Source organism: Syntrophotalea sp., from assembly GCF_050253115.1.
Classification (GTDB): domain Bacteria; phylum Desulfobacterota; class Desulfuromonadia; order Desulfuromonadales; family Syntrophotaleaceae; genus Syntrophotalea; species Syntrophotalea acetylenica.
Genome location: NZ_JBFWJQ010000078.1, coordinates 1 through 11,920 on the forward strand (window position 1 = coordinate 1; position 11,920 = coordinate 11,920).

16 protein-coding genes are annotated in these 11,920 nt (G+C 50.8%); 6 read left to right on the plus strand and 10 right to left on the minus strand.

Annotated elements, in window-relative coordinates:
* Positions 1-551 precede the first annotated feature (551 nt).
* The 3 genes from AB7E65_RS08940 to AB7E65_RS08950 all read right to left on the minus strand — a co-directional run bounded on the left by AB7E65_RS08940 (position 552) and on the right by AB7E65_RS08950 (position 2,974).
* On the minus strand, positions 552-1,301 hold the full coding sequence (locus AB7E65_RS08940) for a cytidylyltransferase domain-containing protein (RefSeq protein ID WP_428745701.1): 750 nt from the start codon (positions 1,299-1,301) through the stop codon (positions 552-554).
* A 324-nt stretch (positions 1,302-1,625) separates the two neighbouring features.
* Positions 1,626-2,654: a UDP-N-acetylglucosamine 4,6-dehydratase (inverting) gene (gene pseB / locus AB7E65_RS08945; protein WP_428745702.1), complete on the minus strand. Its 1,029-nt coding sequence runs from the start codon at positions 2,652-2,654 to the stop codon at positions 1,626-1,628.
* 62 nt (positions 2,655-2,716) lie between these two features.
* A complete protein-coding gene (locus AB7E65_RS08950; protein WP_428745703.1) occupies positions 2,717-2,974 on the minus strand; it encodes a hypothetical protein in 258 nt (85 codons plus the stop codon).
* A gap of 608 nt (positions 2,975-3,582) precedes the next feature.
* On the opposite strand from AB7E65_RS08950, the gene AB7E65_RS08955 reads away from it, so the two are divergent.
* Positions 3,583-5,124 (plus strand): ATP-binding protein, encoded by a 1,542-nt coding sequence (locus AB7E65_RS08955; RefSeq protein ID WP_428745704.1) that lies wholly within the window; start codon positions 3,583-3,585, stop codon positions 5,122-5,124.
* Between the two features lie 229 nt (positions 5,125-5,353).
* Here AB7E65_RS08955 and AB7E65_RS08960 read toward each other — a convergent pair whose 3' ends face one another.
* Together AB7E65_RS08960 and AB7E65_RS08965 are read right to left on the minus strand one after the other, a co-directional pair.
* Positions 5,354-5,635: a type II toxin-antitoxin system RelE/ParE family toxin gene (locus tag AB7E65_RS08960; RefSeq protein ID WP_428745705.1), complete on the minus strand. Its 282-nt coding sequence runs from the start codon at positions 5,633-5,635 to the stop codon at positions 5,354-5,356.
* Complete coding sequence (locus AB7E65_RS08965; protein WP_428745706.1) at positions 5,632-5,892, minus strand: type II toxin-antitoxin system Phd/YefM family antitoxin; 261 nt, start codon at positions 5,890-5,892, stop codon at positions 5,632-5,634. The genes AB7E65_RS08960 and AB7E65_RS08965 overlap by 4 nt, the downstream gene beginning before the upstream one ends.
* 469 nt (positions 5,893-6,361) lie before the next feature.
* Between AB7E65_RS08965 and AB7E65_RS08970 the strand changes: the two genes are divergently transcribed.
* From AB7E65_RS08970 to AB7E65_RS08990, 5 genes are all read left to right on the plus strand, one after another.
* Complete coding sequence (locus tag AB7E65_RS08970) at positions 6,362-7,906, plus strand: ATP-binding protein (protein ID WP_428745707.1); 1,545 nt, start codon at positions 6,362-6,364, stop codon at positions 7,904-7,906.
* A 270-nt stretch (positions 7,907-8,176) separates the two neighbouring features.
* Complete coding sequence (locus AB7E65_RS08975) at positions 8,177-8,395, plus strand: antitoxin MazE family protein (protein ID WP_428745708.1); 219 nt, start codon at positions 8,177-8,179, stop codon at positions 8,393-8,395.
* Entirely contained in the window at positions 8,392-8,718 is a 327-nt protein-coding gene (locus tag AB7E65_RS08980) for a type II toxin-antitoxin system PemK/MazF family toxin (protein WP_428745709.1), read from the plus strand. The genes AB7E65_RS08975 and AB7E65_RS08980 overlap by 4 nt, the downstream gene beginning before the upstream one ends.
* A 313-nt stretch (positions 8,719-9,031) precedes the next feature.
* Positions 9,032-9,280, plus strand: coding sequence for a CopG family ribbon-helix-helix protein (locus AB7E65_RS08985; protein ID WP_428745710.1), 249 nt, complete (start codon positions 9,032-9,034; stop codon positions 9,278-9,280).
* Positions 9,270-9,557 carry a type II toxin-antitoxin system RelE/ParE family toxin gene (locus AB7E65_RS08990; protein WP_428745711.1) on the plus strand — a complete coding sequence of 96 codons (288 nt, stop codon included), beginning with the start codon at positions 9,270-9,272 and terminating at the stop codon, positions 9,555-9,557. Before AB7E65_RS08985 ends, AB7E65_RS08990 begins: the two co-directional genes overlap by 11 nt.
* Positions 9,558-9,651: 94 nt before the next feature.
* Here the strand turns inward: AB7E65_RS08990 and AB7E65_RS08995 are convergent, their stop codons facing one another.
* The 5 genes from AB7E65_RS08995 to csrA all read right to left on the minus strand — a co-directional run.
* Positions 9,652-9,951 carry a type II toxin-antitoxin system RelE/ParE family toxin gene (locus AB7E65_RS08995; protein WP_428745712.1) on the minus strand — a complete coding sequence of 100 codons (300 nt, stop codon included), beginning with the start codon at positions 9,949-9,951 and terminating at the stop codon, positions 9,652-9,654.
* The gene (locus AB7E65_RS09000; RefSeq protein ID WP_428745713.1) at positions 9,948-10,217 is read right to left on the minus strand and encodes a YlcI/YnfO family protein; all 270 of its coding nucleotides are present in this window, start codon (positions 10,215-10,217) and stop codon (positions 9,948-9,950) included. The genes AB7E65_RS08995 and AB7E65_RS09000 overlap by 4 nt, the downstream gene beginning before the upstream one ends.
* 179 nt (positions 10,218-10,396) lie before the next feature.
* On the minus strand, positions 10,397-11,047 hold the full coding sequence (locus tag AB7E65_RS09005) for a flagellar brake protein (protein ID WP_428745714.1): 651 nt from the start codon (positions 11,045-11,047) through the stop codon (positions 10,397-10,399).
* Positions 11,048-11,233: 186 nt separating this feature from the next.
* On the minus strand, positions 11,234-11,659 hold the full coding sequence (locus tag AB7E65_RS09010; protein ID WP_428745715.1) for a flagellar assembly protein FliW: 426 nt from the start codon (positions 11,657-11,659) through the stop codon (positions 11,234-11,236).
* A partial coding sequence (gene csrA, locus AB7E65_RS09015) for a carbon storage regulator CsrA (RefSeq protein WP_428745716.1) occupies positions 11,656-11,920 on the minus strand: 265 nt, incomplete at its 5' end. The genes AB7E65_RS09010 and csrA, both read right to left, overlap by 4 nt.

The following is an 11,920-nucleotide window of genomic DNA, read 5'->3' on the forward strand; positions in this document are numbered from 1 at the left end:
TACGCTTCAGCCGGCATAGCGCACAGTCGTTCGAGGCGTTCGCCGGGCTTTATCAACGCTTAGCCTACGGATAAGCCGAAGGCCGGCCAAAAAGACGATGCCAAACCCCGGGCACTTGTGGTGTTCACGATCGAACTCGCCCTGGAATCGCCTTGATTGGCGCTTTGCGGGCAATCTGTCAAAGATCGAAGGTAACTGAGGCCCTCAGAGAGCCGGATTTTCAACTGAGCGACATTCTCGCCCCCCATTTTCGCCACTTGGGACGAGAAAACCGGAAAGCGGGAAGACATCTCACGGAATCAGGAGAAAATCATTTTCCAAAAAAAAAGTGGTTTTTAACTCTTTATAAAAAGTAGACGATTTTGAAAATTTCTTTATGGTCATTTTATATCCAAATCATTAGTTTAAACACGCTGCAATCAATACTTATGGCAGGAGATTAAAAAACCAAAAATACGTTACGACCATCGAACATAGATAGTGTCACGACTAACGCAATCTCGATTATGACCCAGTCCAAAAGACGGAAGTTTCTACTTCGAACTAAATTTTTATTCCCCAAGTTTTTTCTGTCTAATGTGGCTGTTGACTTCCAATAAAAAAGGATTTTTCTCTATAAGACGATAAATATCTAGCGATCTAAAATTATGTTTTTTTTGCCAGAGCGCAAGATAAATGACCTCGACGAATCGGAAATCCTCTGCGGTATCTAGGGTCCAGCGATAATCGGCATATTCAGCATGACCATTAACCAACTGTTGGACACGGAAAAGTTCCGGGTGCTGGTAGATGTATGGAGTTACATGCTCTTTTTCATATTCTTTATTCGCTTCAAGAAAAGCTTTTTCCAATGTTGAAAAATAAAAAACTTCACAATCAAGCCCGCGTGGGTAGCTACGCTCCAATGTATTGCTAAGATAATCTACACTTTCTAAGCCGCTATTTTTTTTCAAAAAAGTTCCAATCATTTCAGTCAGAACTTGTGAATCAAACAAGGGACAATCCGAAGTAATCCTAACAACGACGTCAGCTTGGAACTGTTTAGCCGCATAGTAATAACGAGACAAAACATTTTCACGACTGCCTCGATAAATTTCCGTTTTTAACCTATTCGCTTCTTCGACAATGACATCATCCTCATCCCCTATTGTCGTCGCAACAACAATCTGGTCCAACAATGAACAATCTCGAACACGCTCCACAACATGAGCGAGGACACTTTTCCCACAAATAGTTTTCAACACCTTTCCAGGAAATCGAGTTGAACTCATCCTAGCTTGTACAATAGCTACGATTTTCACTAATAAACCCCTTCTTTCTGCTTTTTAAAAACACCGCATTTGCCGCAAAATACTGAATTCAGGAATCGGAGGGGCAAAACCCGTCTTGCCCGGATTATTCATGAAAACTTCTGCTGCAACCGCCCATTGCCTGCCATCTCAAGCCGTGCTCGCTCCTTGCGCTTCGACGTACTGTGAGTACGTCTGCAGGGCAACTCCCTGTGCCAGGCCTGATCTGGCAGACACTTGCCGGTTTCGCGACAAAGCTTCATGAATAACCCGGGCTTGAAGATCTCACAACAATTATTATGTGCCTGAACTTTAATGCGCAGAAAATGAACCTGTTCACAACAGATCATCCTTGCGGCGATGGGTTTGCGGATTGAGATGATCGCTGATCAACTCGCGCAACCGCTCCACACTGAGCCATTCGCTGTTGGTGCCGCTGTTATAGGAAAAATCAGCCGGGCAACGACGACCCTGAAAAGTTCCCATGAATTTGTCCGCGTCCCATAAATGCATCGAAGGGAGAATCACAAAGTAATCATCGAATTCGATGGTATTGAACGCATCCGTTTCGGTTATCATCTCCTCGTGCAGTTTTTCACCGGGGCGAATGCCAACAATTTCAGTCCGGCAATTGCCGTCGATCGCTTCGGCCAGATCGGTGATGCGGTAGCTGGGGATCTTGGGCACAAAAATTTCGCCACCCCACATGATGTCCAGAGCACGCAGCACCAAGTCAACGCCTTCATCGAGGGTGATATTGAAGCGCGTCATGCGCTCATCGGTAATGGGCAGCACGCCTTCGCGGCGTTTTTTGAGAAAGAAGGGAATGACGCTGCCACGGCTGCCCATAACATTGCCGTAACGCACGACAGAAAATTTCAAATCGCGCTTGCCCCGCATATGGTTGGCGGCGACAAACAATTTATCGGAGCACAATTTGGTTGCACCATAAAGGTTGATGGGGGCAGCGGCTTTATCGGTGGAGAGGGCAACGACCTTTTTTACACGGGTGTCATAGCAGGCCTCGATCACATTCTGAGCCCCAAGGACGTTTGTCTTGATGCACTCAAAAGGGTTGTATTCAGCCACCGGCACCTGCTTGAGGGCAGCGGCGTGAATGACAATATCGACCCCCTCCATAGCCCGCTTCAACCTGTCGGCATCGCGCACATCGCCGATAAAATAGCGGATCTGCGGGTAGGTATTCGTGGGGAAGTCCTGAGCCATTTCGTACTGCTTGAGTTCATCGCGGGAGAAGACCACAATGCGGTGTATCTGCGGGTACCTGATCAGGATCGTTTTGACGAACCTGCGGCCGAAAGAACCGGTTCCACCGGTGACGAGAATGGAAGCACTATTGAGCATGTCTTTGCCTTTTACGCGATGTTTTGAGCCACAGAACTGTCTTATCCGTGCGAGCCAGAAAGCTACTGGTTGGCTCCCAGAATCGCCAAAAGCTTGCCGTCCAGAAGGTCGGCCAGGGCCGGGTAATCCTTTCGCTCTTGTGCGTTAAGCATCTCCGTAAAGGTTTCGTTGAGCTGTGTCACCTCTTCCTCAGACACGCTTCTCAGCAGAGTCGGCATGGCATCGATCAGCGCGACAACGCCGGCACTGCCATCATTGATCTGCCCTTCACGAAATGCTTCTGCGGAGTCACGGGCCACCGCGACAAATTCATCCATCATTTTGACTTACCTTTCGCCCTGCGGTTGAAAACCCTGCTGCCGGAAAATCGACTCCGACCTAAGTCAAAACATCGACACTGAAGCCTGAAAATCCTCGCAAGGGCCTGTTTGTTCGGTTTTTTGACTTGTGGATTGTTGATGCTTTTGGATTTTGCAAGAGAGGGGCCAAGATTATGGTACCTCAGTGATGAGTGAGGCGGGAGGAGTGATGAAAAAACCTTTTAAACGCTTGAACCACCCGTTCGCTGCGCTCACTCGAGGACGCCTAGAGAAAGCGGGAGAAAAACCTGAAGCAAAAGATCCTGAACCACCCGCTCACTTCGTTCGCTAGAGATCACAGAGAAAACCTGAAAGAATGAAGGAGAAGCAAAAAAGAGATTCTTTTCTTTTCAGACCCTTAAGACTTTTACAGAAAGGTTTCTCTGTGGTTTTACTCTGTGTTCTCAGTGAGCTCCGTGGTTCAAGCTTTTGACTTTAAACTTCCGCCGCGCCCTCCGCGATCTCAGCGGTGAAGATTTTCTCTTTTCCCTTTGATGCTTTATCCTCGAATCACTACAATGAAATCAGCCCAGCTCACTCTTCATACGCGCTCAACCGGAGAATCCATCATGACCCGACTGGCCAAACTTCCCATCGGTATTCAGACTTTCGCCAAGATCCGCGAAGATGATTATCTTTATGTCGACAAAACCCCTTTGATTTACACTCTGATCGAAGAGGGGAACTACTATTTTCTCGCCCGCCCGCGCCGTTTTGGCAAGAGCCTGCTGATCTCCACCCTGCAGGCGCTTTTCGAAGGGCGAAAAGAGCTGTTTGAGGGACTCTATATCGAGGACAAGTGGGACTGGCAGACGACCTATCCCGTTATCAAATTGAGCTTCGGCGGCGTGGCGCGCAGTTTGGAGGATATGAAACAGGATGTCGTCAACATCCTTGAAGAAAATCAGCGACGACTGGGGCTCACCTGCAAGAATTCGCAGGATATCGGTGGATGTTTCAAGCAGCTGATCTGGGATGCCCATCAGAAGTATGGGCAGCGGGTCGTCGTGCTGGTTGACGAGTACGACAAGCTGATCGTCGACAATCTCGACCAGATCGAAGTGGCCAAAAAGGGACGCGAGGTTCTCAAAGACCTCTACTCCATCATCAAGGACAGCGATGAATTCATCAAGTTCGCGCTCCTCACCGGGGTGAGCAAATTCAGCAAGGTCTCCGTTTTCAGCGGCCTTAACAACCTCAAGGACATCAGCCTCGACAGCCGCTACGCCACCTTGTGCGGCTACACCCAGCACGACCTGGAAACGGTCTTTGCCGAGCATCTGCGCGGCGCCGATATGGCGAAGGTGCGCCAGTGGTACAACGGCTACAACTTTCTGGGGGACCGGGTTTACAACCCTTTCGATATTCTGCTGTTTATCGACAGCGGGATGATTTTCGACAACTACTGGTTCGCCACCGGCACGCCGACTTTTCTGATCAAGCTGATCCAGAAGAACGATTATTACATTCCCAAGCTGGACAATCTGCGTGTCAGCAAAAGCCTGATCGACAGCTATGATATCGAGGACATTGAGCTGGAACCGATTTTGTTTCAGTCCGGATATCTGACCATCGGGCGGCAGGAAAACGTCGGCGCGGTCACCATGTACATCCTGAACTTCCCAAACCTTGAAACCCGCTACTCCTTCAATGATTTTCTGCTGAGGCACCTGACCGGCCAGGACGCGGAGAAAGCGGAATTTCAGACTCAGATTTATTCCGCACTATCCGGTGCTGATGTGCTGGCGTTCAAGCAGGCTCTGACTTCTCTGTTCGCCTCAATCCCCTACAACAACTACGTCAACAACACCATCGGCAGCTACGAAGGGTATTATGCCAGCGTCATCTACGCTTACCTGGCCAGCCTGGGGCTGGATCTGACCGCGGAGGATGCGACCAGCAAAGGGCGCATCGACCTGACCGTGAAATTAGGCAACAGCGTCTACATCATCGAATTCAAGGTCGACGGCGAGGGACGCGCCCTGGAGCAGATCAAAGCGCGCGGCTATCATCACAAGTTTCATGGGACGGGGAAGGATATCTACCTGATCGGCATCGATTTCGATTCGGAGCAGCGCAATATTGCCGGGTTTGAGTGGGAGAAGGGCTGAAGCAAAAGATCCTGAACCACCCGCTCACTTCGTTCGCTAGAGATCACAGAGAAAACCTGGCAGAAGGAAGGAGAAGCAGAAAAAGATTCTTTTCTTTTCAAACCCTTAAGGCTTTTACAGAAAGATTTCTCTGTGGTTTTACTCTGTGTTCTCAGTGAGCTCCGTGGTTCAAGATTTTGACTTTAAACTTCCGCCGCGCCCTCCGCGACCTCAGCGGTGAAAGCTTTTCTCAGGAACGATACACTTCATCGTGACTGCCGACATTCACCGGGATAATTTCTTTGTTCTGTATGATTAATTCAAGCGTAATGCGGTAGCTGATATTAATCGAGACCGAATGCAGGCTGTTCAACATCCCCTGTAATCGGTGCAGCCGAAGTGAAGGATGAAAAGGATCAAGTTCCAGCAGTTTCAGTGTTTTTTTATATTGAGGCAGGAGTTCGGGGTGCTTGCGAAGAAATCTAGCAGCGCGCTTATTATACGAGGGAGTATAGAGGATGCGGAAATTCATGGGTCCATTTTCCGCAGTCGGTCGATATGCTCCTCTACACTTTCGGTAACGGCTTGACCTTCGGCAACTTGGCGGCGGGCCGCGTAAAGCGCGGCTTCCAACTCGCACACGCGCAGGCGATTGTAAGCCTCCATATCCATGACAACGTAACGCTCCTGGCCGCGCACGGAAATAATTGCCTCGTCGCCCTCTGCCAGAGCGGACTCAATGGACGAAACACCTTTTGTCTTCAACTCGTTCGCAGTAATTGCTTTCATCTCAGCCCTCCCGATCCACAGCTTTTCGCACTATTTATAGTACGATTAAGAATACTATTAAAAATTAAATTGAGCAAGGGGGGAATTAACCTGAACTGCCTGTTCTCTGCGCTCACTCGAGGACGCGGAGAAAGCGGGAGAAAAACCTGAAGCAAAAGATCCTGAACCACCCGCTCACTTCGTTCGCTAGAGATCACAGAGAAAACCTGAACGACGTGAAAGAGAAAGCGAAAAAACTTTTTAAAGTTTTCAAAGATTTTACAAAAAGATTTTCTCTGTGGTTTTACTCTGTGTTCTCAGTGAGCTCCGTGGTTCAAGCTTTTGACTTTAAACTTCCGCCGCGCGCTCCGCGACCTCCGCGACCTCAGCGGTGAAGATTTTCTCTTTTCCCTTTGATGCTTTATCCTCGAATCACTACAATGAAATCAGCCCAGCTCACTCTCATCCGCGCTCAACCGGAGAATCCATCATGACCCGACTGGCCAAACTTCCCATCGGTATTCAGACTTTCGCCAAGATCCGCGAAGATAATTATCTTTATGTCGACAAAACCCCTTTGATTTACACTCTGATCGAAGAGGGGAACTACTATTTTCTCGCCCGCCCGCGCCGTTTCGGCAAAAGCCTGCTGGTCTCTACCCTGCAAGCACTTTTCGAAGCGCGAAAGGAGCTTTTTACCGGGCTCGATATTGAGGAGAAGTGGGACTGGGACACCCGATACCCGGTCATCAAGATCAGCTTCGGAGGCGTAGCGCGCAGCCTGGAGGATATGAAGCAGGATGTCGGTAACATCCTGGATGAAAACCAGCGACGATTGGGCCTTTCCTGCAAAAATCCGCAGGATATCGGCGGGTGCTTTAAACAGCTGATCTGGGAAGCCCATCAGAAATACGGTCAGAAAGTCGTCATCCTGGTGGACGAATACGACAAATTCATCGTCGACAACCTCGATCAGATCGAGGTCGCCAAACAGGGGCGCGAGGTCCTCAAAGACCTCTACTCCATCATCAAGGACAGCGACGAATTCATCAAGTTCGCGCTCCTCACCGGGGTGAGCAAATTCAGCAAGGTCTCCATTTTCAGCGGGCTCAATAATCTCAAGGATATCAGCCTCGACAGCCGCTACGCCACTTTGTGCGGCTACACCCAGCATGACCTGGAGACGGTCTTTGCCGAGCACCTGCGCGGTGCCGATATGGAGCAGGTGCGCCAGTGGTACAACGGCTACAACTTTCTGGGGGACCGGGTTTACAATCCTTTCGATATTCTGCTGTTTATCGACAGCGGTCAGCTTTTCAAGAACTACTGGTTTGCCACCGGCACGCCGACTTTTCTGATCAAGCTGATCCAGAAAAACAACTACTATATCCCGCGTCTGGACAGTTTACGCGTGTCGGAAAGCCTGATCGACAGCTATGACATCGACGACCTAGACCTTGAACCCCTTTTGTTTCAGGCCGGCTACCTGACCATTTGCAAGGTCGAACAGATGCGGCGCGGAGGGTATCAGTATGTTCTCGATTTTCCCAACAAAGAGGTGCTGCTCTCTTTTACCGACATGATCATCGACTACCTGACTGATCACAAAGAGAAGAGAGGACGTTTTCAGGACGAACTCTACCTCATGCTGGAAGAGGGCAATCTTGAAGGATTCAGGGAAACCCTTTCTTCACTGTTTTCCTCGATTCCCTACAACAACTACGTCAACAACACCATCGGCAGCTACGAAGGGTATTATGCCAGCGTCATCTACGCCTACCTGGCCAGCCTGGGGCTGGACTTGACCGCGGAGGATGTGACCAGCAAGGGGCGCATCGACCTGACCATTAAGCTGGGAAACAACATCTACATCATCGAATTCAAGGTCGACGGCGAGGGGCGCGCGCTGGAACAGATCAAAGCGCGCGGCTATCATCACAAGTTTCAGGGAACGGGAAAGGATATCTACCTGATCGGCATCGATTTCGATTCGGAGCAGCGCAATATTGCCGGGTTTGAGTGGGAGAAAGGGTGAACAAAACCTTGAACCACCCGCTCACTTCGTTCGCTAGAGATCACAGAGAAAACCTGAACGACGTGAAAGAGAAAGCGAAAAAACTTTTTAAGGTTTTCAAAGATTTTACAAAAAGATTTTCTCTGTGGTTTTACTCTGTGTTCTCAGTGTGCTCTGTGGTTCAAGCTTTTGATTTTAGATTCCTCCCGCGCGCTCCGCGATTTCAGCGGTGAAGGCTTTGCCCCTACGCAGTATTATGCTATCGTTACATGTAACAGAAAGTAGGATCAGATGCCCTGTCGCGCGAAAACATCCAAAGATCGAGTAAAAACCCACCGCCGCAGGATGCGTGCGTCCGGCCTCAAGGCGGTCCAGATCTGGGTTCCGGATACCCGTGTACCGGGGTTTGCCGAGGAATGCCGCCGGCAGTCCCGAATCATCCGTAATGACCCTGAGGAGGTGCGTGAGCTTGAGCAACTCGCTGAAATGGCCGACTGGGGCGAAGAATGAAACGAGGGGATCTCGTATTGGTTGCACCGCCGGGGGCTTATGGCAAACCTCGTCCGGCGCTGATCATCCAGTCTGATATGTTTGCCGAACATCCCAGCGTCACGATCTGCCTGCTGAGTAGTCATCTGCAGCAGACCCCCCTCTTCCGTTACCAGGTCGAACCCCATTCTGAGAATGGCTTGTCCGTTCCATCACAAGTCCAGGTGGACAAGATCATGACTCTTCCGAGAACCAAATTGGGACAAAAAATCGGACGGCTTCGGGATCGTCAGCTACAGGAGATCACAAGGTTGATTGCTTTGTGGGTTGGCTTGGCGGGGTAGGGAGTTTGTAGTGCAGAAAGCTGGAAGATCAAGAACCTTGAACCACCCGCTCACTTCGTTCGCTAGAGATCACAGAGAAAACCTGAACGACGTGAAAGAGAAAGCGAAAAAAACTTTTTAAGGTTTTCAAAGATTTTACAAAAAGATTTTCTCTGTGGCTTTTCCTCTGTGTTCACAGTGTGCTCTGTGGTTCAAGCTTTTAATTTTAAGATTCCCCCGCGCGCGCCGCGAACTCAACGGTAAAAGTTTTTCATCGAAACACCTCCCAATCCGTATTACAATGTATTCAACACCCCCTCGCAGGAGAAAAGCCATGCCCAAAACCGCGACCCTTACCGTGCGCGTCAAGCCCGACACCAAAGAGCGGATGGATGCACTGACGCGTGTGACACACCGCTCCAGGTCCTTCATGATTGAAGAGGCACTGGAACAATATCTCGAAATCAACGAATGGCAGACTCAGGGGATCGAGGCGGCACTTGCCGAGGCCGACAGCCCTGACGCTGAATGGGTTGATCACGAGGCTGTTATGGCGGAACGGGAGAACAAAGGTGCGCATTAGATGGCTGCGGCGGCGGGCGGTGCGTGATCTTGATGCAGCAGAGAAGTTTATAGCGCAGGATAATTCGGAAGCCGCGGCGAAGGTCGCCTTGACGATAGTCAAGGCAGTATCCCAGTTAAAAGATCAGCCTGGAACTGGTCGAGCCGGTCGAGTACCCGGCACGCGTGAACTCGTCATTGCCGAGACACCCTACATCGTTCCGTATCGCGTCAAGAACGATGTAGTTGAAATTTTACGGGTGTATCATTCCGCGCGTAAATGGCCGGATGGTTTTTGATTTCCCTCTGTGTGCTCTGTGGTTCAATCTTTTGACTTTAAAATTCCTCCGCGCGCCGCGAACTCAGCAGTGAACGCTTTTCTTCTAAACCATGTCAATGGTAATCCTCTTCACGCTGATGGCGGACAGCCAATATGGTCAGGGTTTTTTTATCCTCAATTTCAAACAGGACAACATACCCCTTCGCCCCGAAAGGGATGATCATTTCGCGAAGCAGAGGATTTTCAGAGGTTGCTTTCCGACAGGTGAAGGGGAATTCCTGAAGAAATCCAATGCCTTTGCGGATCGCAACAAGGGCTTTACGCGCTGCTGAAATATCCTCCTCGACAAGAAAATTGTACAGACGGACGAGGTCCTGCTTCGCTGCGCGGGTATAGCGAACCTGAAATCTCATTTTTGTCGTTTTTGCGCATTGCGCAGAATGTCCTCCAGTTCGCCATGAACAGCATCCGCAGAAAAATATTCCCCTGTGCGCCGCGCTTCATCTCTCGAAGCAAGTCCACGCGCAATGAATTCCTGCCGGAGTTTTCGATTCCGAATCCCGACCCGCAGCGACTCTTCCATGAAACTGGAAAGGCTTTCACCCTCATTCAGGACACTTTCCGCTGCCTGGCGCAGTTGCGGGTCGACTCTGAGGGACGGGATAGTTGCTGATTTCATATACAGCCTCCATGCGATGCATCTGCAATACATTTTAGCGGACAGAAAAGTAAGGTGCAAGCAAGAATTTTTAGTTCTTTCTGTGACTTTTCCTCCGTGTTCTCCGTGTGCTCTGCGGTTCAATCTTTTGACTTTAAGATTTCTCCGCGCGCTCCGCGACTTCGGCGGTGAATGGCCCTTTACCGCCCGACCACATCCACCTTGGTGCGCAGTTGGCGGCGCTGCTCGGCAAAACAGTAGGAGATGACCTCTTCCTGGTCTTCGTCTTCGATATCGGTAAAATGGAGCGCCACACCCCACAGCTTTTCGCCGCGCGGGGTGCTGCGCACCACGCGGCCGAGACAGCGCACAACGGTGCGGGGAGGACCGGGGATAGAGAGTTCGAGGCCGAGCTGCTGACCGACGACAGGGTTGAATTCAGCGACAAAAAATATTCCCCCGCCGCTGAGATTCACTCTTTCTGAAGGGGATTGGAAGATTTCCGGACGCCCATCCACGTCTTCGACATGACGCCAGTAGCGCACCGGAAGATCGAGGTCGATGCGAAAATGCTCGCGCTTTTGCGGATGCTCGTAGGCATCGGTGACTTCAAGCACCAATTGGCGGTCATTGACGATCTGCTTGACCACACCATGCAGCGCCACCGTTGGGCCGGCAACCTGGATGGAGAGCTTGAATTCACCGTCTTGATCGATATTGTTGGGGAGGACATTGGGGAGGAAATTGACTTTGATCAGCGTCGCGGCCACCGGCATCGCCACCCCTTCGAAAGGCAGGGAGCCAGTGCCTTTAGTCGGCAGGTAGACCTTAATCGATTTTTTCCCCCCCAAGTGTTGGAGGGCGTCCTGGGGAGAAATGCGTTCCATAAGAAAAAGGATAAGTCATTTAAGTGTTTAAAACTAAAAGCAATGCTCGCCCTCAGGGTAAGTTCTGCAGATATCACGGAAGCCCCTTTGAACAAATCGCATCATGCCATGATTTTTTTCGAAAGGCAACTTTATAGATCACAAGATGGTTCACGCCGCAGGTAGCGGAGTACGGGTCTGCCAGGAGGTTTTTTCCAGGATCACCTGAAGGGCCCGGTTTGTCTCGGGGGCGAACAGGATGGGAGCTGCCAGGTTGAGTGTGATCTTGCGATCGGGGGGCACGGTCACCACCGCCAGCACCAGGCATTCATCCTCGTCGCCGATCCCCAGCCTGGAGCGCTCGCCGGCATCGGGCGCGACGGCATAGTCGAGGAAAAAACCGCTGGGATCGGTAAGGACAAAAGCCAGGGCCGGATCCTCCACGCTCTGAATCCAGAACAGAGGGCCGGGCTTGGACTGCGGCATGACGATAAAGTGGTGCAGATGGGGAAAGCCGATCAGCCCTTCGGGGAACTGCATCGTCTGCTCAGGATCGTACTCGATGTCGCCGAAGCGGGTTCCTGTCAATGTTTTCATTTTTTCTTGACACCTTTCAGACTCTCGCTCAAGGCATCCAGATCGGACGGGTTCCACTGGGCGGCCTCCTCATTTTCCCGGCAGATGCGGTCGAAGACCTCCTGCCGATAGATTTTCCTGTCGGCGGGGGCTTCGATCCCCAGCCGCACCGCGCCGCCCTTGACTTCAAGCACGGTCACGCGGATGTCGTCACCGATGAGAAATCCTTCTTCGGATTTGCGGGTCAATACCAGCATTGTGTCGCCCTCCCTGGCTCTTGTT